The sequence below is a fragment of the Limosilactobacillus fastidiosus genome, assembly GCF_014145505.1.
Taxonomy (GTDB): Bacteria; Bacillota; Bacilli; order Lactobacillales; family Lactobacillaceae; genus Limosilactobacillus; species Limosilactobacillus fastidiosus.
Genome location: NZ_JACIUZ010000023.1, coordinates 19,115 through 39,947 on the forward strand (window position 1 = coordinate 19,115; position 20,833 = coordinate 39,947).

At 38.3% G+C, this 20,833-nt stretch carries 20 protein-coding genes; 8 read left to right on the plus strand and 12 right to left on the minus strand.

Annotated elements, in window-relative coordinates; translation table 11 throughout:
• Nucleotides 1–192: 192 nt before the first annotated feature.
• Both H5R64_RS02535 and H5R64_RS02540 read right to left on the minus strand, forming a co-directional pair.
• Nucleotides 193–1,767 carry an amidohydrolase gene (locus H5R64_RS02535; protein ID WP_182580693.1) on the minus strand — a complete coding sequence of 525 codons (1,575 nt, stop codon included), beginning with the start codon at nucleotides 1,765–1,767 and terminating at the stop codon, nucleotides 193–195.
• Nucleotides 1,768–1,784: 17 nt separating this feature from the next.
• Entirely contained in the window at nucleotides 1,785–2,453 is a 669-nt protein-coding gene (locus tag H5R64_RS02540) for a hypothetical protein (RefSeq protein ID WP_182580694.1), read from the minus strand.
• A gap of 217 nt (nucleotides 2,454–2,670) precedes the next feature.
• Here H5R64_RS02540 and H5R64_RS02545 point away from each other — a divergent pair, with 217 nt between their 5' ends.
• On the plus strand, nucleotides 2,671–3,951 hold the full coding sequence (locus H5R64_RS02545) for a cation:dicarboxylate symporter family transporter (RefSeq protein ID WP_182580695.1): 1,281 nt from the start codon (nucleotides 2,671–2,673) through the stop codon (nucleotides 3,949–3,951).
• A 50-nt stretch (nucleotides 3,952–4,001) separates the two neighbouring features.
• On the opposite strand, the gene H5R64_RS02550 is transcribed toward H5R64_RS02545, so the two are convergent.
• Both H5R64_RS02550 and H5R64_RS02555 read right to left on the minus strand, forming a co-directional pair.
• Nucleotides 4,002–4,496 (minus strand): GNAT family N-acetyltransferase, encoded by a 495-nt coding sequence (locus H5R64_RS02550; protein ID WP_182580696.1) that lies wholly within the window; start codon nucleotides 4,494–4,496, stop codon nucleotides 4,002–4,004.
• Between the two features lie 11 nt (nucleotides 4,497–4,507).
• Nucleotides 4,508–4,963: an Lrp/AsnC family transcriptional regulator gene (locus H5R64_RS02555; RefSeq protein ID WP_182580697.1), complete on the minus strand. Its 456-nt coding sequence runs from the start codon at nucleotides 4,961–4,963 to the stop codon at nucleotides 4,508–4,510.
• A 220-nt stretch (nucleotides 4,964–5,183) separates the two neighbouring features.
• Here H5R64_RS02555 and H5R64_RS02560 point away from each other — a divergent pair, with 220 nt between their 5' ends.
• Nucleotides 5,184–5,642, plus strand: a complete 459-nt coding sequence (locus H5R64_RS02560) for a universal stress protein (RefSeq protein ID WP_182580698.1) — start codon at nucleotides 5,184–5,186, stop codon at nucleotides 5,640–5,642.
• Nucleotides 5,643–6,074: 432 nt separating this feature from the next.
• Here H5R64_RS02560 and H5R64_RS02565 read toward each other — a convergent pair whose 3' ends face one another.
• The 3 genes from H5R64_RS02565 to zwf form a co-directional block, all read right to left on the minus strand.
• Complete coding sequence (locus H5R64_RS02565) at nucleotides 6,075–8,042, minus strand: glycoside-pentoside-hexuronide (GPH):cation symporter (protein WP_182580699.1); 1,968 nt, start codon at nucleotides 8,040–8,042, stop codon at nucleotides 6,075–6,077.
• Between the two features lie 307 nt (nucleotides 8,043–8,349).
• Nucleotides 8,350–9,786: an NADP-dependent phosphogluconate dehydrogenase gene (gene gndA, locus H5R64_RS02570; protein WP_182582709.1), complete on the minus strand. Its 1,437-nt coding sequence runs from the start codon at nucleotides 9,784–9,786 to the stop codon at nucleotides 8,350–8,352.
• Between the two features lie 132 nt (nucleotides 9,787–9,918).
• Complete coding sequence (gene zwf, locus H5R64_RS02575; RefSeq protein WP_182580701.1) at nucleotides 9,919–11,397, minus strand: glucose-6-phosphate dehydrogenase; 1,479 nt, start codon at nucleotides 11,395–11,397, stop codon at nucleotides 9,919–9,921.
• Between the two features lie 356 nt (nucleotides 11,398–11,753).
• On the opposite strand from zwf, the gene H5R64_RS02580 reads away from it, so the two are divergent.
• Nucleotides 11,754–12,188 carry a VOC family protein gene (locus H5R64_RS02580; protein WP_182580702.1) on the plus strand — a complete coding sequence of 145 codons (435 nt, stop codon included), beginning with the start codon at nucleotides 11,754–11,756 and terminating at the stop codon, nucleotides 12,186–12,188.
• A gap of 35 nt (nucleotides 12,189–12,223) precedes the next feature.
• Here the strand turns inward: H5R64_RS02580 and nrdI are convergent, their stop codons facing one another.
• Nucleotides 12,224–12,685: a class Ib ribonucleoside-diphosphate reductase assembly flavoprotein NrdI gene (gene nrdI / locus H5R64_RS02585; RefSeq protein ID WP_182580703.1), complete on the minus strand. Its 462-nt coding sequence runs from the start codon at nucleotides 12,683–12,685 to the stop codon at nucleotides 12,224–12,226.
• A 280-nt stretch (nucleotides 12,686–12,965) separates the two neighbouring features.
• Between nrdI and H5R64_RS02590 the strand changes: the two genes are divergently transcribed.
• The 3 genes from H5R64_RS02590 to H5R64_RS02600 are packed head-to-tail and all read left to right on the plus strand — an operon-like array spanning nucleotide 12,966 to nucleotide 14,925.
• Complete coding sequence (locus H5R64_RS02590) at nucleotides 12,966–13,832, plus strand: multidrug ABC transporter ATPase (protein ID WP_182582711.1); 867 nt, start codon at nucleotides 12,966–12,968, stop codon at nucleotides 13,830–13,832.
• 17 nt (nucleotides 13,833–13,849) lie between these two features.
• Nucleotides 13,850–14,389 (plus strand): saccharopine dehydrogenase related protein, encoded by a 540-nt coding sequence (locus H5R64_RS02595; RefSeq protein ID WP_182580705.1) that lies wholly within the window; start codon nucleotides 13,850–13,852, stop codon nucleotides 14,387–14,389.
• Nucleotides 14,389–14,925 carry a DUF1836 domain-containing protein gene (locus H5R64_RS02600; RefSeq protein WP_182580706.1) on the plus strand — a complete coding sequence of 179 codons (537 nt, stop codon included), beginning with the start codon at nucleotides 14,389–14,391 and terminating at the stop codon, nucleotides 14,923–14,925. The genes H5R64_RS02595 and H5R64_RS02600 overlap by 1 nt, the downstream gene beginning before the upstream one ends.
• A 47-nt stretch (nucleotides 14,926–14,972) precedes the next feature.
• Here H5R64_RS02600 and H5R64_RS02605 read toward each other — a convergent pair whose 3' ends face one another.
• The 4 genes from H5R64_RS02605 to ybaK form a co-directional block, all read right to left on the minus strand.
• A complete protein-coding gene (locus H5R64_RS02605) occupies nucleotides 14,973–16,091 on the minus strand; it encodes an AI-2E family transporter (protein ID WP_182582713.1) in 1,119 nt (372 codons plus the stop codon).
• Nucleotide 16,092: 1 nt separating this feature from the next.
• Nucleotides 16,093–16,929, minus strand: a complete 837-nt coding sequence (locus H5R64_RS02610; protein WP_182580708.1) for a TIM barrel protein — start codon at nucleotides 16,927–16,929, stop codon at nucleotides 16,093–16,095.
• A gap of 166 nt (nucleotides 16,930–17,095) precedes the next feature.
• Nucleotides 17,096–18,529 carry a C69 family dipeptidase gene (locus H5R64_RS02615; protein WP_182582715.1) on the minus strand — a complete coding sequence of 478 codons (1,434 nt, stop codon included), beginning with the start codon at nucleotides 18,527–18,529 and terminating at the stop codon, nucleotides 17,096–17,098.
• Nucleotides 18,530–18,637: 108 nt separating this feature from the next.
• Complete coding sequence (gene ybaK / locus H5R64_RS02620) at nucleotides 18,638–19,144, minus strand: Cys-tRNA(Pro) deacylase (RefSeq protein WP_182580710.1); 507 nt, start codon at nucleotides 19,142–19,144, stop codon at nucleotides 18,638–18,640.
• Between the two features lie 128 nt (nucleotides 19,145–19,272).
• Between ybaK and H5R64_RS02625 the strand changes: the two genes are divergently transcribed.
• Both H5R64_RS02625 and tnpA read left to right on the plus strand, forming a co-directional pair.
• A complete protein-coding gene (locus H5R64_RS02625) occupies nucleotides 19,273–20,004 on the plus strand; it encodes a GntR family transcriptional regulator (RefSeq protein ID WP_182580711.1) in 732 nt (243 codons plus the stop codon).
• Nucleotides 20,005–20,226: 222 nt separating this feature from the next.
• On the plus strand, nucleotides 20,227–20,691 hold the full coding sequence (tnpA, locus tag H5R64_RS02630) for an IS200/IS605 family transposase (RefSeq protein WP_182580307.1): 465 nt from the start codon (nucleotides 20,227–20,229) through the stop codon (nucleotides 20,689–20,691).
• Nucleotides 20,692–20,833 lie beyond the last annotated feature (142 nt).

The following is a 20,833-nucleotide window of genomic DNA, read 5'->3' on the forward strand; positions in this document are numbered from 1 at the left end:
TTCTTTGTAAGCCGATTCGATTATAAGTTAGAGTGCTTTCACCTCGAAGAATTTCTGAAAGGCTAGTAATTTCTCCTGACGAAGACGGCTTACGCCTAGTCGCAAGTTTACTAGCTCCGGCAATTCTGGCGAAACGCAGTAGCTTGACCCTTTAAAAACAAAAGGCCACGGTAATTCCAAGTTTTATAATTCTTAGTTTTCAAAGACTTTTTTTCCAGCCATCCAGGTTTCCTTAACCCGAACATTCTGGAGCTCATCATGAGGAACACTAAAGATATCTTTGTTAAGGATTACAAAGTCAGCAGCTTTTCCGACTTCGAGAGTTCCATTGTCATCGAAGCCACCGATCTTGGCACCATCACGAGTATAACTAAGGACAGCTTGAGGAACGGTAATTGCTTCGTTAGCATTCACAACATCATCGTTGGCCGCCTTCCTGGTGACCGCTGCATAAATATTATAAAACGGACTATCTGGCTCAGCCCACGGGGTGCATGGGGCATCTGAGCTTAAGCCAAGCATTGCCTTAGAGTTCAGCATCGTCTTTACCCGGTAGGCTAACTTAAACTGTTCGGCATTGAGGTAATGACGGTAAGATTCATCTTCAGCAAAGAAGAAAATTGGTTGAGTTACCAATGCATACTTCATCTTGCTATGAGCAATTTCATCAAACATCTCATCGGTCATTAGAGACGCATGTTCAATCCGGACTGAAGGCATTCCTTCAAGCCATGGCTCTAAGTCTTTCGTAACATCAATAACAGTTTGAATTGCCTGATCACCCATCGCATGAACAGCTAATTGTAGTTTGTTTTCGCGGGCCATATTAACAGCTCGAGTTAGCTTTTCCTTTGAAGTAAGGCTAACGCCCATCTTGCCTGAAGGATATGGTTCAGCATTAAAGGCAGTTTCTCCTGAAATACTACCATCCATAAAGACCTTAATTCCGGCGACCCGGAGTTTAGCATCGCCACTTGGTTGAAGTCCCTTTTCTGGATCGATTTCGTCAAAGACATAGTAAATCGATGCTTTTGGAGCAAACCCACCCTTAACGGCATCTTGGTACAGTTTGAGGGAGGTATAAGGATTCATTCGTCCCATCATTTCACCGATTGCAACAATCCCGTTAGCAAGGTAATGGTTGGAACTATTAATCATGTTTTGCACATCACCTTCGTAACTTTGTGCTGACTTAGCACGGATCAGGAGTTGAGATGCTGCAACTTCTCGCATAAAACCGGTTGGGCGACCATTAGTAAAGTGTTCAATCTTTCCCCCAACTGGATCAGGGGTATTTTCGTCGATTCCAGCAAGTTCAAGCGCTTTGGAGTTTCCGATGGAAGAATGGCAATCTGAACGATAAATAAAAATTGGTTGAGTGGTCGAAACGGCATCAAGATCGTTTCGGTTAGGGCTTCGGTGCTCAGCTAACTTTGTTTCGTCAAATCCCCAACCTTCGATCCAGACATTGGCTCCCTTACCATAAGCTGGAGATTGTTGTAATGCTTCCTGCATTTCCTTAATGCTGTTAACGTTTGGTGGGGTACAAGCAATCCCGTGTAAGGCGTCAGCAATGTATTTTGGATGGGTATGACAATCGATTAATCCAGGAAGGATAGTTTGGCCGTGAAGATCAATAGTATCACCTTCGGAGTTAGGATCGTTACCAATCCATTTGATCCGACCATCCTCAACAATCATTCTGTTTACGAAGTGGTCTTCTGAATCACCAACGAAGATATGACCATTAATGTAAGTTTGCTTCATAATTTAATTACCTCTTTTTAATGTTTGTAATTTAGGTGGTGATGTAGCTTACTGAAAAAGTGGCGATCTGACCAGGCGATCAGAGCTCCTTGGGTAAGAATGTTATAAACGGTCCCGAAGTTAACGGCAACTAATTGATGAGTCTCGATAACCGAAATAATGATTAAAATAATTGGTGGAATGTAACTTACCCATTGTGACCAAACTGCAGAACCATGCATAAATCTGAATCTTAAAATATAGGGAAAGTCATCATTGGGGTGCATAATTAGGTTTGCCCGTTGATAGAGAGAAACAGCAGCAGCGATCCCAAAAAGGCCGATGATATCAAAAATAACGCGGATCCAGATATTCAGTGAGGGGACACCGAGATAGTTAAAGAGTTCTACAAACCATTGCAGAATATAACTAAAAGGGATGATATAAAGAAGATTTCGGATTAACCGAAAGTAGTCGAATTTTCCTAATAAAATTAGGTTAGTGACAGCAACGACTACTCCTTCGATCAACAACATGTTTCCTAGAGACCAGTGGAGCCAATTGCTAAGATTGGCAGCCGAAGCGGTCCAGATAGCACTCCCCATATTTGTAGACACCGTAAGACCGTTAGAACAAGCATTAAGTAAGATGGAAAATGCTAAAAAACACCAGCGGCCAGTACGACTATTTACCCATTGTTTGGTCAATTGTTGATTTCCTCCTTTGAAAACATACTTTAGTACTATCCTACTTCTCTTTAGTAAAAAATAAAACCGCTTTCAACATAGAATTTAGGTGAATAAATAATTATAAATACAAAATAACTGTTCGTCTTTTGATAAGCTAAATTTGAAATTTACTAAGAAAAACCTTTAAAAATATGCTAAAGTAGAACAAGACAGTTTTTAAGGAGTCTGATTTAAGGTGAAAAAATACCGAATTTCACGCCTAAGTATGGGTTGGCAAATTATGATTGGACTAGTGCTAGGGATTATCTGTGGGATGATCTTTTATCATAATACCGGTGCCATTAAAGTCATGCAGAGCTTAGGAACAATTTTTATTCGTTTGATTCAAATGATCGTTATGCCGATCGTGGTTTCTTGTTTAACGGTTGGGATTGCGAATATTGGTGATATTAAGAAGTTAGGACGAATTGGTGGTAAAACGTTAATCTACTTCGAAGTTTTAACGACGGTTGCCATTATTCTTGGACTAGTGATTGGTAACGTTACCCATCCGGGGACATTTATTGATATTCATAAACTACATGCAACTAATATTTCTCAGTACATGTCAAGTGCAAAAACCGCTTCACATAATAGTGGCTTCTGGGAATTAATTCTTTCAATTATTCCAACGAATATTTTTAAGTCAATGTCTGATGGGGATATGATGCCGGTAATTCTCTTTTCTGTCCTGTTCGGGTTGGGAATTGCAGCGGTTGGTGAAAAAGCCAAGATTCTCATTGACGTCCTAAATGCGGTTGCTGAGGTAATGTTTAAAGTTACCAATTGGGTAATGAAGTTTGCACCGATCGGGGTCTTTGGCCTAATTGGGATGACAATTGCTGAAATGGGAATTAGTGCGCTATTACCATTAGGATTATTTATTGTTATTGCTTATATGACGATGATCATCTTCGTAGTTGTAATTTTAGGAATTACGGCCCACCTCTTCCATCTGCGTTACTGGAAGACTATGCATGTGATTCTTGATGAAATAATCTTAGCCTTTACTACTGCAAGTTCAGAAGTCACGCTACCCCGGTTAATGGAAAAAACGCAAAAAATGGGTGTAAGTAAGGGGATTGTTTCCTTTGTAATCCCAACAGGATATACTTTTAACCTGGATGGTTCAGCCATCTATCAATCATTAGCTGCACTTTTCCTTGCTCAAGCATATGGGATTCATTTAACGTTTGCCCATCAATTTACTTTACTGGTTGTATTGATGATTACAAGTAAGGGAATGGCAGGGGTGCCCGGAGCATCATTTGTCGTTCTATTAGCTAGTGTGTCAACGATTGGGGTACCAATTGCAGGATTAACCTTTATTGCTGGAATTGACCGGTTCGTTGATATGGGACGGACAGCAGTAAATGTTGTTGGTAACTCTATCGCAACTTTAGTCATTGGTGAATCCGAAAAGGAATTTAACCGTGAAGAATATAACCGCTACTTAGACTTATATGGAAAGAGGTAGGGCGGAAGCTAAAAAGAGGTTGGTAAAAATTTTCACCAACCTCTTTTAGTTTAAATAAAATGTTTAACAAAGATTTTAAGTGTTCGTAGTTTCCCGTCAATTACAGAAATTTTTGGAAGGCTACCACATTGCTGATAGCCAGATTTTTTAAAAAGCTTCTGACTTGGAAGGTTATTTTCGTAAATGTAGGCAACTATGGTCTTGATGTTAAGCGTAGTTTTAACCTGCTGATCAATGAAACTTAAGATTTGTTGGCCATAACCTCGTCCTTGAGCATCAGGGGCCAGATAAATTGAGATTTCAGCAGAAAAACGGTAGGCACGGTGAGGATAAAATTGACTAAGTGCACACCAACCCATTATCTTGTTCCCATTTTTAACTACCCAAATTGGGAAGTGATCATTGAAATGATTGAGCCATTCTTGACGACTGTCAACTGTAATTGGCATCTCATCATCAGTAATCTCATGGGTGGGAATAGCACTATTATAAATTTTAACGATCTGAGGAAGATCGCTGGGAACTGCCCGCTGAAAATTAATCATGGTTAAAGTCACTATTCCTTTTCTGTTGGTTCGCTTAATTGAACACCACGGTGGTTAACGCTGGTGCTGAAAACAATCTGAGTGCTGGTCTTTCCAAAACGTTGTTGAATATCATTGATAAAGTTATCGAGATCAGTGGTGGAGGGGAAAACTACTTCCATTACTTCAGAAAAATCACCGGTGACACAATTACATTCAATAACATTTGGAATCTGTTGAACATAAGGGTAAAATTCTTTCTTTTGATGTGGTTCAAGTTGAACTTGAATAAATGCCTTAACGTGAAAGTCAATTTTTTCTAAGTTAATGGTTGCTTGATAGCCTTTGATGACTCCAGAACGTTCTAATTTACTAATTCTTGCAGCAATTGCAGGAGAGGAAATAAAGCATTCTTTAGAGAGATCCTTTAGGGATGCCCGGGCGTTTTTTTGTAAAATATTGACAATTTTGCGGTCGATTTTGTCCACTTGAATTACCTCTTTTCGTTAGATGCAAAATTAGAATTGATTAAGCATCCCTAATTAAATCTTAATATTATTCACCGTTGATTGTAATTGATTGCTTGGTTCAAGTCAAATGGTTATTAATTATGATAATAAAAATAAAAGTAAATGCATGGTTACAAGCAAGGGACAATTAATGGTACAATAGTATTATAAATAATAGAGGCTGAATGGAGGGTCTATTATGGATCAAGAATACGAAAACATCCTGGTTCCGATGGATGGTTCAAAGGAATCTGAATTAGCGTTAGGTCGTGCGGTTGCCGTGGCAAAACGTAATGGTAAAGCACATATTGATGTTCTAAACGTTATCGATACTCGTGCAATGGCTTATAATTTTGCTGGAATGTCTGATGGTAGTATTGCTTACCAATTAGTTGATAAGTCTAAGCAATACCTTGACGATGTTTTGAAGCGGGTTAAGGATAAAGAAGATTTTGATAATATTGATATCCACATTCGTTTAGGAAATCCAAAGACAATCATTGCCTTTGATTTTATTCGTGACCACCACAATGACATGATTATGATGGGGGCTAGTGGTTTATCACGGATACAACGGGCTATCATGGGTTCAGTTACCTCTTACGTTAAGCGGAACGCTCCAGTTGATGTCCTCGTCGTTCGTACAGCGGTTGATTAATCAGATGAAATAAATAAGTTAGAGCGTGAGTTATGACGGACTAGTAAGTGAGCACTAGAAATTCCGGGTGATGATTATCTTCCAATTAAGTTTGGGATATTTAGGCGGAGATTAAGCTCACAGCGAATATACTTAACTTAATTAAAATAAAGAGTATGGAATCAAAACTGTAATTCAGTAAATTGCGATTTTGGCTTCGTACTCTTTTTTAGTTTTATGATTAAATGATACACTTGATCATATTGAGAAATATTCCAATTACCATTAGCTTCACTGTAAGCATCATCTTATTCGGGAACGTTATGAAGGGACCACCAATGAAAAAACAAGTAATATATTTTAACCATGGGGCATCTTCATTAGTCATTATAGAGCTAAAAAAGAAGCTGAGGAAAAATTTCCTCAGCTTCTTTTAATTATAGAAACGCAAGGTTACTTACCTTGATTCTTCTTTATAACTTCCATAACGTTATCCGTTGTTGTAACCTTTTGATCTGCTGGGATAAGTTGCTTAAAGTTAAATTCTTCACTGTTTGTAACAGTAACGATAACAGTATCATCGAGACCAGCTTTCTTAATAGTGGGGTCCCAGAATTCCATCAACTCATCACCCTTTTCAACATGTTGTCCCTTGTGGAAGTAGGTTACAAATCCAGTACCGTGTAATTTAACGGTATCAATACCAACGTGAATCAAAAGGGCAACACCGCTATCTGATACTAAACCAACAGCATGACGAGTTGAGAAGGTTGCACGAACAGTACCACTAAATGGTGCGTAAACCTTACCATCAGATGGCTTGATAGCAAATCCTTGTCCCATACTGCCATCAGCAAAAGCAGGATCGCTAACGTTCTTCAGGTCAACAACTGTACCAGCAACAGGGGCAGGAATGTCTGTTACACCAGTCTTAGGTGCGACAGCAGCAGTTTCAGTTGATGGAGTAGCATCTTCTGAATCGTCACCTTTGTTAAATTGCTTACCCCAAGTTTGTTCAAGCTGGTCAACAATCTTAGCGTGCATCTTTTCATCCAACTTAACCTTAGTGGCAAAGATGAGGACAGAGATTGCTAACATAATGGCAGGAGCAAGGAACATAACAAGTTTGAATGTTGTTACACCTGATGCAGAAAGAGTAGAGGCAGTAGCACCAGCAGTCATTCCGGCAGCAATAGCAGTAGGTCCAATAATCCAGTTAGAAACAGCACCAGCAAACTTATCAAGTAATGGACGAACAGAGAGGGTTAGTGATTCATCACGGTGTCCTAACTTTAATTGACCATATTCAACCGAGTCAGTAATTGTCATCAAAACAACCAAGAAAACAAGTGGTTGTGGAATGAAGAATAATTCAGCACCGATAAGAACAAGGACTAATGATTGACCAGCGAAAGCAAAGATTAGTAACCCTAATGCCAACATAAAAATTGAACCGTAGAATAATTTCTTCCGGGAAATCTTACTAGTAAACATTGGGAACGTCAAAACAGAAATAACACCAACAACGGTATTCAAACCACCAAGGATTGAGAATGCCTTAGCATTACCGAGAATATAGGTGAAGTAGTAAAGTTCCATACTGTTAACCAGAGTAATACCGGTTGTGTAGAACAAGTAAGACATCGCAATTGAGAACAATTGGTCGTTCTTAACGAGGACTTTGAAAACGTCTTTTAGTTTAGTTTGTTCCTTGTTTTCACGAAGTAATGATTGTTGTTCATGAGTACCAACACCAACACCAATAGCGGTAATTGCAGCGATTGCAGCGATAATAGCAGCAAAGATGAACCAACCACGATCATCACCAGTACCACCATTTTGGTTAGCTGAGAAGAACAGAATCATTGGCATGATAACAAAACCAACAATCTGTCCACCGACAGTAGAACCAACACGAGCAAAAGTAGCAATCTTATCACGTTCGTGAGAATTAAATGATAGGGCTGGAAGCATTGACCAGAAACCAACATCATTAAATGAATAGAAGATGTCCATTACGATGTATAAGATAGCAAAAATAATTAAGTAGAGATAAGGGCTAGAAAGGTTTAAGCCACCTAGTGGTGTAAATAATGCGGCAAGGATGACAGCAGAAATAATACCCCCACCAACAACCCAAGGCTTAAATTTACCCCAACGAGTATGGGTCCGGTCGATCGCGTTCCCGATCATTGGATCAATTAATAATTCGACAATTCGCAGTACCGCAATGATTGAAGTGATCCAGAGGACCATATGATCATCGAATACTTTGTTACCGGAGTTAAATAAGTGTCCAGTAACATACATAATAAAGTAAGTAGAAAGTAAGGCGTAGAAGGCATCGTGTCCAAATGCACCCATCGAGTAGGCGAAACGGGCACGGCCAACATGTTCTTGACTCTTTGAACTATTGTTCATTGTTGACTCCCCTTTTCTGCAACAGCTTTAATATAACTTACAGCCATTATGTTAAGCGCTTTCAAAAAAGATGTCAATATACTTTTAGTAAATTTTTACGAAAAGTTTTGATAAATAATTTGCTGATTGAGTAAAAATGTTTAATTGGTATAGTGTTAATAGTCAAAGTGAGTAAGCGATTACACGATGGAGATAATGAAATGATTGATGCCAGAAATGAGCAAGTAAATATTCATTTATGGTTGAATAAAAAAGACCTATGATAATTTGATCATAGGTCTTTTTAAACTTAAATTTTATTCTTTATTTATTGTTCTTCGTACCAACTATAGTGGAAGTTACCAGGACGGTCAGTCCGTTCATAGGTATGAGCACCAAAATAATCTCGTTGTGCTTGAAGAAGATTTGCGGGAAGCACTTCGGCACGGAAGGAGTCATAATAACTGATAGCAGCACTTAATGAAGGTACAGGAACTCCAGCTTTAACAGCGAGTGCAACCACATCACGAATAGCTTTTTGATACTTCTTGGCAATATCTTTGAAGTAATCATCAAACAAAAGGTTCTTTAAGTCAGGGTTCTTAGTAAAGGCATCAGTAATATTTTGCAAGAATTGTGCCCGAATAATGCATCCTGCACGCCAAATTTGAGCTAATTCACCGTACTTTAAGTTCCAGTAATAACGTTCTGAATCAATCCGCATTTGTTCGAAACCTTGTGCATAACTCATTACTTTACCGAAGTAGAGAGCTTGACGAATTTTTTCAACTAATTCCTTCTTGTCATCAATTGAGATTGCTTCAGTATCTATAGGTAATTCCTTACTGGCTTGGACCCGTTCCTTCTTCATCATTGAGATGTAACGAGCATAAACAGCTTCGGTAATAACAGATTGTGGTGCACCACCGTCGAGGGCAGTTTCAGAACTCCATTTACCGGTTCCTTTGTTAGCACCACGATCAAGAATCATATCAACGATTGGCTTAGTTTTATCATCACCAAGGTCATCTTTACGAGTAAGAATATCAGCAGTGATATCAACAAGGTAGCTAGAAAGTTCACCTTTATTCCATTCAGCAAAGGTCTTTGCAATATCATCAACAGGCATCTTTAAGACGTTTCGCATGATATTATAACTTTCATCGATTAATTCTTCGTCACCGTATTCAATCCCATTATGAACCATTTTAACGTAATGGCCAGCACCATTAGGACCAATGTAAGCAACACATGGTTTACCATCTTCTTCAGCCTTTGCGGCAATCTTGGTAAGAATTGGTTCAACAAGATCATAGGCTTCTTTTTGGCCACCAGGCATTAATGATGGACCGTAAAGAGCACCTAATTCGCCACCTGAAACACCCATGCCGATAAAGTTGATCCCAGATTTATCTAATTTAGCATTCCGCGCCATGGTATCGTGGAAATTAGTATTACCACCGTCAATTAGAACATCACCTTTATCAAGCAAAGGTAATAATTCATCAATAACAGCGTCAGTTGCTTTACCAGCTTTAACCATCATCAAGATTCGTCGAGGCTTTTCTAATGAGTCAACAAAGTCCTTAATTGTGTAACTGGGCACCAATTTCTTATTGCCATGATCACGAATCATTTCATCAGTCCGGTTACGGTGACGGTTATATATACCAACTGTAAATCCGTGACTTTCGATGTTTAAGGCAAGATTTTTACCCATAACAGCTAAACCAACAACACCAATTTGTGCTTTTTGATCTGACATATTCTTACGCTCCTTAGCTAAATTGTGTTAAAATTCACAAAACCATTATACAGCACTCACTACATAAAATACAAATAAAAAGAGCCAAAAGCAATTAAAAATGCTTACGGCTCTTTAATAAATTGAATTTAATTACTTGTTAAGATCGTAAACCCACTTGCGACCGTCGCGAGCTAACAATTCATTAGCTGCGGCAGGACCCATTGATCCCGGAGTATAGTTAGGGAATTGTGGCTTTTCAATGTCCCAAAGGTTTCGGATAACATCAACGAACTTCCACGCATAAGCAATTTCAGCCCATGAAGCAAAGTTAGTGTGGTTACCCTCAAGAGCATCGTGGAAAAGACGTTCGTATGGTTCTGGAGATTCCTTCTTAGCAGTGTCGCTTTGAACAAAGTTAAGGTCAACTGGTTCAGTAGTGAATCCTTGCCCAACGTGCTTAGCATTAAGACGAAGGCCAAAACCAGAGTTAGGTTCAACGTAGATAGTCAAAACATTAGATTTCAATGCTTGCTTATCAGCGGTGTCTGGGTTGGCAAAGATATCAATCAATGGCTTTTTGAAGACAACATCAATTCGTGTGAACTTGTCTGCTAACTTCTTACCAGTCCGAACATAGAATGGAACGCCTGACCAACGATAGTTATCGAACATTAACTTGGCGGCAACAAATGTTTCAGTACCTGATTCTGGATCAACACCGTCTTCATGACGATAATCAGGTTGATCATTAACAGCACCGTATTGACCACGAACAAAGTTAGCCGCAGCTTCTGATGGGGTATAGACATGTAAGCTACGCAAAGCCTTAATCTTTTCAACACGAACATCATCATCAGTGAAGGCAACTGGTTCTTCCATTGCTAATTGGGCAACCACTTGCATAATGTGATTTTGAACCATATCGCGTAATGCACCAGAGTGGTCGTAGTAACCAGCACGTTCTTCAACACCAAGCTTTTCACTCAAGGTTACTTGGATGTTGTCAATGTAACGGTTATTCCAAAGTGCTTCAATGATTGGGTTACCAAAACGTAAGGCCTGGATGTTTTGAACCATTTCTTTACCAAGGTAGTGGTCAATCCGGAAGATTTGGTTTTCTTCGAATGTTTGTGATAATTCATCGTTTAACTTCTTAGCTGAGTCGAAGTCACGACCGAATGGCTTTTCAATAACAAGACGATTGTAACCATTATCAGTTAGTAGTCCTTGCTTCTTGATATTGATAGCAATAGTACCAAAGAATTGTGGAGCCATTGACATATAGAACAACCGGTTACCTTCAGTACCAAATTGCTTATCAAGTTCTGTCAAACGATCCTTCAACTTAACATAGTGTTCTGGCTTGGTAACATCGTGAGCACAGTAGAAGAAGTGCTTAGAGAATGCTTCTGCTTCGCCGTCCTTTGCAGGGATATCCTTAATGGAATTTAAAACCATTTCTTGGAATTCTTCGTCGCTCATTTCGTGACGTGAAGTACCAAGTAATGCAAAGTGATCAGCCAAGTAACCCCTTTGATAGAGCTTGAATAGGGAAGTGTAAAGCTTCCGCTTAGCTAAGTCACCAGTTGCACCAAACAATGTAATTAATGCCTTATTTTCTGTAGCCAAAATGTTCACTCCTTCTGAATATTCAGAAAATCTTCTAACGATACAATTATATACTTTCAATAGCAATTCTGCATCAAAAATGGTAAACGTTTTCTTTGTGAAATACGTACTAATGCAATGGATCAACTGATTTATCGTACGTATAAAGAGAACAATAACCCTAAAATGATGATTGGTCTAGAACAAAAGTTTTTGGATTTTTTATGCAGAATTAGCCAATATTTTGAGTGAAAACCCGGAAAAAATTCGTTCTATACAGTAGATGGAGAATTTAATGCCTTATTTTGAGACACCTGTTTGACGAGACTCAAAATGAACCATATAATCAAAAAGGAAGATTTTAACGGAGGAAAAACATGACTGCACAGATATACCCGTATTTAACATTTGAAAATGCAAAGGAAGCAATGGACTACTATGTTCAAAACTTTGATGCAGAGATTGTTTATCATCAGCCATTGAGTGAAGAACAAGCGGAAAATTTAGGCTTGAGTACAGATTCTTTAAGTTCAACAACGCTTCGTGCTGAATTTACAATAGCTGGTCAAAAAATAATTTGTGCAGATGCCACAATGACTAACCCCCAATCCTCAGCAATGATTTCATTAATGATAGATTTTGGTGAGGATGAGGCAGCAGCAAAACAGTTATTTAATAAGCTTGCTAGTTCAGATGAGCAACGGGTTACGATTCCGTTTGGTAATCAAACAACGAATAATCAACTTGGACAGGTGGTTGATAGGTATGGAGTCACTTGGTTGATTTGCAGTGGTAGGTTAATAGGAGACTAAAACAAAAAGGGCTGGAAATTTCCAGCCCTTTTTGTCTATTGTTTATTCCAGCGTTTAGTAAGACGATTATAAATTACTTCAATATCTTGGGAAGTACCCCGGAGTTCGTAATCAGCAAGGAATGGTGCATTGAATTTCTTAGCATACTTACGTGCGGTTAAGCAGTATTGCTCATTGAAGTTTCGGTTGCCACTGCCAACTACTCCGAGACAATTTTTAGGATTATTATCATAAGCGATGTAGTCACCAAGAGAATTAGTCATAATTTCTGTAAAACCAGAGGTAATACCATTACCACCATCTAAGTAGGTTGGAACAAAAACAAAAAAAGGTTCCTGTTCATTAGTTGGTTCAGTCTGATCAGTAATTTCCTTAAGGTTTAAAAGTGGACTGTTGGGATCAAAACTATGCTGTTGTTTAGCGTATGTTTCCATACGTTTAAGAAATGAACGCGTATTTCCCTCAATTGAAATATAAATGATGTTCATTGCTGTCATTTTAGCTCCTCTTTCTATATATATAACGTAATTAATTCTTAGTCTATTTTAGTTGAATAGGGTGAAAAATAGTAGTAACATAAACCATTCTATCACATGGTGTTACTAATTTTGTATTTATTTGATATAAAAGTAAATGAGGTCAATGAACAGTTGTCTTTGGATAAAGTACGTCAAGTAAAAAACACGAAAATTATTTTAAGAGAGTAATGATCCAGTCCATTTAGGTAATTACATGATAAAATTAACTTATAACGTTTCTTATTTGGGAGGACTAATTTTGAGTAGTATTGTCTTAGATCAACTAACATTTGACGCTAAGTCTGGTGATCGCTTAAAAAATGTTTCATTGGAGTTAACTTCACCACAAGTAGTGGCTTTTTGTAGTAATGATGATAGCACGCTAGTAGCATTAAAACAGCTTCTAAATGCTCAAGGAAATATTGAAGAAGGTACGGTAACAGTTAATGGTGAACCGTTAGGAAAGATTAATCATCGTCGTGGTAATCCAATGGTTGCTCATTTTGATGATGTTGAATTGAAAGGAAAAACGGTTTTGAAGGCTGTTAAAAATCACCTTAAACACCGTAAAAATGTTTTAACAGTTGAACAAACTAACCAAATGTTAGAGTCACTAGGAATAGTCCCTGGAACGCGAGTCGCAGAATTGACTCCCGATGAACAGCAAAAACTGCGAATTATCCTCTTGCTTTCACTATGTCGCCCGATTGTCCTTCTTGATAATGCCCTTGATGATCTTGATGAGAATAGTCGATTAACAATAGGAAAATTGGTCACGGACTACACTAAAAAGACCGATTCGTTAGTTGTTTTTACAAGTCAAGATGTTTCTACTTTAATGCGATTTTCAAAGACGATCTACTACTTTGAGGGGAGTCACCTTACCTCTGCTCGCAATGTTGAGATGGTTGATAGCGTCGATTGTGTAGTAACGGTTATTGGAACTGACTTTCCGGTGGAAAATGCAGTTAAATTAGGTGCTCATATGTTAGAGGAAGCGCCTAAAGAAACTCGTTTTCTTTTTACTGGTAATATTCAGGTTCTTCTCCCTTTGTTAGAGCAAAGTACAATCACTGACGTCCGGATTGAAGATGCGACGGTAGAGGATGAATTAATGACTTGGTAACTCAAGGGGGGATATTTGTGGGTCGAGTAGTATTAATTGATAATCGGGATGATAATCTTGCGTCTAAAGTTATCAAAAAAATTCCAGATGCAATTGTATTAACTAACTTCAAGGTCCAACTTCGATCAGGAGATATTTTGTGCTGGTTACCAAAACCAAATGATTACGTAGATGATGAGGCTCAAGAATTAGCCGGTTTGATAGACAAGAGTACTTTTTTACCGGCTAAGATCGTAATGTTAAGTATTCCAGGAACGGCAGATGATGCTTCACTAGAGCAGGTTGAGAGGTGGTATGGTAAAAGTGCCCGAGCGCTGATAATGATGCATCAGTATGCGGTTAAAATGATTGATGAATTTGAAATACCATATACAATTGTCCGTGTACCGCCACTTATTTCTACTAGCACGGAAATCAGAATCACTGCTGAAGGAGAAGCAATGAGTGGTGATAAAGTCGGGATTAATCAAGTGGTATTGCTATTACAAACGGTCCTTAAAACTAATCGTTATCTTAATCAGTCAATTGGGATTATTAATAGTAAAGGAGGTCAATAATGACAAACTTAACAAAATTTAAACGTTGGGAGAATAGCATCTCTCGGATGCACTTTCCAAAGTGGAAAGAATTACCAAGCCTTGGATTGTATGTTGATCAAGTGGCGGCAGTGATTAATGAAAATTTGGCTAGCTTGGGAATGGAGCCCCTTACTAAGTCGATGATTAATAATTACGTGAAGAAAAAGACTATCCAGGCACCAATCAAGAAAAAGTATGCTGTTAATCAAATTGTTGATTTATTGTTGATTGGCTTCTTTAAAAATACTTTTGCAATCGATGATATCCGTCGGGGAATTCTTCAAATCACCTCAAAAGATTACCCTAAACAAGCTTATGATCGATTTGTTGAAATCCTCAATGCACGGCTAAAAAATGAAAAGGTTCCAGATAATCCTAATTTTGATCCAGCAAATGAACAATTAATGAATTTTGGTATTGATGCAGTTTTAGCTAGTTTAAAAGCTCGATACCTGTTAAAGATGATGGCAAAAGAAAGTCAAGTTGGAAAAGATAATCACGAAAACAAAGAATAAAGAAAAGGCTCAGATTTCTGAATTTCGAATATCTGAGCCTTTTATTTTTAAATAAACATTTTTTGCTTTGTTACTAGTCGATTTCGAGTATCTTGTCCAATAATTTTATAAATTGCGGCAAAAAGGGGAACAGTGAACATCATTCCTAAGATACCATAGATTCCACCACCAATAATAACAGCGGTAAATACCCAGACGCTTGGCAGACCAATTGATTTGCCGACAACTAATGGGTAGGTAACTCGGTTATCGAATTGTTGAAGGAAAATGATAAAGATCAAAAAGAAACCTGCTTGAATTGGCGAAATTGCAAAAATGATAATTACACCGATACTTGCACCAAGAATGGCGCCAACGATTGGGATAAGGGCGCCGATTGCGGTTACAACACCAATCATTGATGCGTAGGGCATGCGGAGAATACTCATGCCGATAAAACAACAGATTCCCAGAAGTGCGGCATCTTTGCACTGACCGATAATATAGTTGCTATAACTATCGTTAATTACCTTAATCACGTAAAAAATATGGTCACTTAACTTAGGTAAGTAAGCATTAATAATATGCTTGATTTGGCGAATGAGCATCTCCTTATAGATTAAAAGGTAAATGGAAAAGAAGAGGGCAATTAATGTTGTTGTAAATACTGAAACGACTGAAGAGGCAGTTGAAACAACTGCTTTAAACGTTCCTCCCAAGCCGACCGTAAAGTACTGACCCACTTGGTTCCATTTGATTTTTTCTAAATCAAAGCTGTTCCATAAAGCGCCGAGCTCCTTATTGTGTTCGATTGTTCTGATAAAGTTATTGATTACTTGTCCATGATTGGTAACTAGGAGTTTAATGCAAGAAACTAATTCTGGGATTACTAGAGATGAAACAATAATAAGAATTAAGATAATTGTTAAGTAAGCAAAGATTATCCCAAATAAACGGCGGTATTTTTGGGTCTCCTTAGTCTTAAATATTTTTGAATAGAGTAGTTCATACTGGTTAAGAAGAATATTAACAACATAGGCAACCATACAACCAATTAAGAGCGGCGCTGATGCTCTAGTAATTGAATGAATTAATTTAGCTACTGTAGGCCAGTACCGAATAGCAAGGTAAAGAATAAACAAGACAATTGCTAGTGATAAATGTTTCTTTTGAATTTTGACTCTCACGTTATTCTCCTTGGTTTAGTTTACTGACGAGATCAACAAGGTAATGGTGGCTTTCGACTTGTTCGCGACAATTTGATTGATCGCGAAGGTTAATTTCGTAAATATTAGTAGCATCTGGATTTAATAACTTTAAAACATGAATCCAATCAATTTTTCCCTTCCCCAATTGAAGACTGTCATGAGCTTGTCCTAACGAGTCCACGAGATGATAGTGAACGACGTGCTCTTGTAGATGCTTGAGAGATGCTTGAAGCGCTTGATTATTACCGTGCATTTCGATAAAACAGTGCGAAGTATCAAATGCTAACCGGTAATTATGACTTAGAATTTCATCTTCCTGTTCTGGATGACCATAAGAAAATACTGGTGCAATTGAGTTCTCAAACATAATATGGTTACCACCAGCACGGGCGAATCGATCAAGACGATTGTAAACCGCTTGGCGAGCCGCTTCAACGCTTGGGTAGCGATTAACCATTTTTTGAACTTCTTTCCCAGCATAACCACCATGGACTAATACTTGGATATTACGCTTCTGGGCTAAATCAATTAATTGTTCGGTTGAAGATTCGATGAACCGGTAAATCTCTGGAAAGTCTCTTTCGGGAGCGACAAGTTCAGTATGCCATTTTTTAAAGAACATTGGGTGGTGAATAATAATTTTTGAAGTTCCCCTTGATTGAACATACTGAACAGCTTCCTCAAGGGCCTGGAAGCCTTCAGAAGTGAAGTCATTGATGCTTGTATAAAATTCATAAACATCTGGATGGTATTGAAGACGATCATCAATTTGCTGACGATTACTGCTCCCTTTTAAACCGAGTAATGGTGAAATCATTTTATTTGCCTCCTCAAAAATCATCTTTATTCTAACAGATTGAACTTAAGTGAAGTGGTGAGAATCTACTAAGCGAGTTCTGTTCCACATGAAACAATATAAATCCCCGCTAGATTCACAGAAGAACAATGAACCTAGTGGGGATTTGACTTTGTTGATAAAATAACTACAGATTCTTATCCATAATAAATGTCAGTTTAGAAAGCTCAAGACCATGCATAATCAAAGAACTCATTAATTCTTTAGTCCGCTTTGCCATTTCTGCGACCATCTTATGTGTTTCATCGCTGAGATAAGCACAAGCATCTTTATCACTCATTCCCTTAACCTTTGGAGCAACTTCATTAACCCACCGGTAGAGGTATTCGCGTGAGTCTTTCAAGTAGTTGAGATCATCTTGAGCAAATTCAGCATGGTGAGATTCAACAATCATTGAAAGCGCCCGGTACATCCAGTAAGCACTCTTTAAATCCATGCTAAGCTTCTTAGGAGTTCCACGATAACTTGCATCAATGTCATCTGCGTTCCCGAAGAATGGAATATAAGGAGTAAAGGTAGGAATACCGAAACTCATCCACATAATGGTTGATGCAGTTTCTGGTAGATCATTTCGTACTTGAAGGACATGGGAATTTTGTGTCCGGTTGAGGGAGATTGGCCGAAAAAGGTGCTTTTGTTCTTCTGTACCATGACCTAGCGGATCATATGGAGTACCTTGGTAATGACTACTTAAAATCTTTTGGACATCGGCAAGAGTAATCCGGTGGTTAGTCCGCATGATAAATGGAAGGTCAAAATTAAGGGGATCTTGTTCTACGCTAGGGTTAAGAACTTTGTGACCATACCATTGTCGTGGTGTATTGTAATGTTGATCGAAGACATCTGCGGTTCCAAAAATATGACGGAAATCCCAACCGTACTTATCGGGATTGAGGTGGTTCTTTTCAACGAATTCCTGAATGCCCTCTGACCACATAAAATTATCGGGATCATTAAAGTCTACTTGTTGAATTGCTACTCGATTACCAGTTACTGCATAGGCATCATCCGGAATTCGTTCAGCTACCCAATGGTGGCCAGTAACAATTTCCATGTACCAAACATCATTCTTATCACTAAAGATAACCCCGTTACCTTCAGCAGATCCATACTTAGCAATCAATTGACCGAGATATTTAACACCATTCTTGGCACTATCAATGAATGGAAGAGTTGCGGCAACAATCAGATCCTCGTTGATCCCGGTTTCAGTATTCAGTGGATCGCAGGCAAGAACGCGTTCGTTAGCATAAACACTTTCAGTGGCGCTCATGCCGACATTTTTTTCGTTAAAGCCGCTTTCGTCAAAGACACCTTCAGTTTTATAATTAACGTTTGGTGTCCCTTGGTAACGGTAACCATCAGCTGGGCGGTCAACAACACACTTGTTTAAGTATGCCTTTACTTGATTGGGATGATTATGATAAGCAGGATAAGTAACAAAACGTTGTGGTGTTAACGGACCGAAAGTATCATCATTTCGTGCTGCCATTGTGGAACCATCAATTGTGGCTTCCTTACCAACCAAAACGGTGGTACAAGCAGATAAGTTTTTCTTCATTTGTTTCAAGACCTTTCTAGATAAAACATAAAAATTTGGTCATTATCATTTTAAACTTCTTAATACTGCTTAGCAATTTATCTATTTTTTGTTTAAAACTTCCTAGCATTAGGAATGCTGCTCAAGATCGGCAAATTTGGCATGAACTAAAGTTGCCAGATCTTCAGCGTTCAACTTAACCGATCGGCCGATCTTTCCGGAGGAAACGTAGATTTCGCCTTGTTCTCTTGCTTCGTTATCAATGAAAATTGGGTATTGGAACTTTTCGTAAATTCCGACTGGCGTATTAGCCCCATGAACATACCCCGTTGTCTTTAAAAGGTTCTTTAGTGGAACCATATTTACTTTCTTATTTCCGGAAACTTTGGCGAGCTTTTTTTCATCGAGGTGTTGATCGACTGGGATGACACCAACAAGTGGCCCGGTAGTATTACCAGATAAGACAAGTGTTTTATAGATGTGATGTTCATCAACTCCAGTATGGTCCACTGACATTGAACGGACATCGCCATCTTGGTGAGTGGGAAATTCTGCTTGTTCATAGGTGATTTTATTTTTATCTAGAATTTGTTCAACTTGGGTTTTCTTCATTTTACTTTTTTTCTTTTTACTCATGGTAAATATTAGCCTCCATTTTTGTGGGACGAACCAATTTCTAGTGAAATAGATCCCAATTTTAAATAGGTCTGCTATACTAGAAACAACATTAATCGTCTATATAAATAATCCGAGGAGTAAATGATATGGCAGATTTAGTATACCGCTCCGTGATGAGTGATATAAAACAAAAAATCCTAGCAAACCAATACCCGGGGATGAAATTGCCCGATGAACGAAGCCTTAGTGCAAGTTATAAAGTGAGTCGTAGTTCAATTAAACGTGCACTTGGCGTTTTAGCCCAGCAAGGGATCATTTTTAAGAAACGTGGTTCAGGAACATTCATTAATCCATTATACCTGAAAAATCGATCGCTATTTCGCTACGAAGGAAGTAACTTGGGGGTTACTGATAGTTTTAAATTTGGGGATAAGAAGCAAAGCATTAAGTTAATGGACTACCAAGTTATTCCAGCAAGTAAAGATCTACAACAGGATCTCTTCCTTGATGATAATGATTTTGTTTATAAGATCAAACGGCTTCGTTTAATTGACGATCAACCGTTTATTATTGAAACAGGGTATATTCCTATCAAAATTATTCCGACGCTTTCCCCTGATATTGTTAAAAGCTCGATTTTTAACTACTTGGAAACCGCTAAGGGTAAACGTGTTACCAAGTCCTTTATGTCAATTAGTGTGGCTCCATCCAGGGCAGATGACCAGCGACTTCTTAAACTAAAGTCAACTGAACCAGTTGCCATTATGGAGGGGGTCTTCTTCCTTGATGATGGGACACCGTTTGAAGTATCTAACATGCGAGTTCATTACCGCTATATGAAGTACGATACATTTGTAAGTCTGGATCAAGAAAATTAGTTGTTTGAAAGGTAAAAAAGATTGGGTCTGAGAATTTCCAGACCCAATCTTTTTAATTAATGCCTTTAGGCCTAGTTGAGCATGCGAACGGAGTGAGTATGCGAAACAAAAAACCACCTGCTTTGCGGGTGGGGGATAAGATTATATAAATAAAGACCTCTTTTGCCTTAAGATGTAGGTGTTCAAGCCAAAATCAAATAAGGGAAAAGAGGTTTAATTAATATGGCTAATAAACTAAATAGTTTAGCCCATACGAAGTGGTTATGTAAGTATCACATCGTATTCATTCCAAAGTATAGACGGAAAATAATTTACAATCAATATCGGAAAGATTTACGAGATTATATTAGATTACTATGTCAGTATAAAGGAGTAAAGATTATTGAAGGACATTTGATGCCTGATCATGTTCACTTATTAGTAAGTATTCCACCGAAGTTAAGCGTTTCGCAATTTATGGGATATTTGAAAGGAAAAAGTGCATTGATGATGTTTGATCATCATGCCAATTTAAAGTATAAATTTGGCAATCGACATTTTTGGGCAGAAGGTTATTATGTCAGCACAGTAGGATTAAATGAGTCCACCATCAAGAAATATATTCGTGATCAAGAGAAACATGATATGGTAGTCGATAAATTAACAACGATAGAATACTCGGACCCTTTTAAGGGTAAGGTGAAGTAATACTAACACTGCTTAAAGCAGTAGCGAAGTAGTCAGAGCATTTTGGCTTGGACGAAGGAAAAGCCAGCGCCTTGAGACGCTGGCTTCTCTTATCGGCTTTTAGCCGAAGAACAAACCACCCGTTTCACGGGTGGTTATGATT

What these genes read in the sequence shown, in the direction of transcription:
- H5R64_RS02535 (WP_182580693.1), bottom strand. Translation starts at nt 1,767, where the DNA reads ATGAAGCAAACTTACATTAATGGTCATATCTTCGTTGGTGATTCAGAA.
- H5R64_RS02550 (WP_182580696.1), bottom strand. Translation starts at nt 4,496, where the DNA reads ATGATTAATTTTCAGCGGGCAGTTCCCAGCGATCTTCCTCAGATCGTT.
- H5R64_RS02560 (WP_182580698.1), top strand. Translation starts at nt 5,184, where the DNA reads ATGGATCAAGAATACGAAAACATCCTGGTTCCGATGGATGGTTCAAAG.
- H5R64_RS02565 (WP_182580699.1), bottom strand. Translation starts at nt 8,042, where the DNA reads ATGAACAATAGTTCAAAGAGTCAAGAACATGTTGGCCGTGCCCGTTTC.
- gndA (WP_182582709.1), bottom strand. Translation starts at nt 9,786, where the DNA reads ATGTCAGATCAAAAAGCACAAATTGGTGTTGTTGGTTTAGCTGTTATG.
- H5R64_RS02580 (WP_182580702.1), top strand. Translation starts at nt 11,754, where the DNA reads ATGACTGCACAGATATACCCGTATTTAACATTTGAAAATGCAAAGGAA.
- nrdI (WP_182580703.1), bottom strand. Translation starts at nt 12,685, where the DNA reads ATGACAGCAATGAACATCATTTATATTTCAATTGAGGGAAATACGCGT.
- H5R64_RS02600 (WP_182580706.1), top strand. Translation starts at nt 14,389, where the DNA reads ATGACAAACTTAACAAAATTTAAACGTTGGGAGAATAGCATCTCTCGG.
- H5R64_RS02610 (WP_182580708.1), bottom strand. Translation starts at nt 16,929, where the DNA reads ATGATTTCACCATTACTCGGTTTAAAAGGGAGCAGTAATCGTCAGCAA.
- H5R64_RS02615 (WP_182582715.1), bottom strand. Translation starts at nt 18,529, where the DNA reads ATGAAGAAAAACTTATCTGCTTGTACCACCGTTTTGGTTGGTAAGGAA.
- ybaK (WP_182580710.1), bottom strand. Translation starts at nt 19,144, where the DNA reads ATGAGTAAAAAGAAAAAAAGTAAAATGAAGAAAACCCAAGTTGAACAA.
- H5R64_RS02625 (WP_182580711.1), top strand. Translation starts at nt 19,273, where the DNA reads ATGGCAGATTTAGTATACCGCTCCGTGATGAGTGATATAAAACAAAAA.
- tnpA (WP_182580307.1), top strand. Translation starts at nt 20,227, where the DNA reads ATGGCTAATAAACTAAATAGTTTAGCCCATACGAAGTGGTTATGTAAG.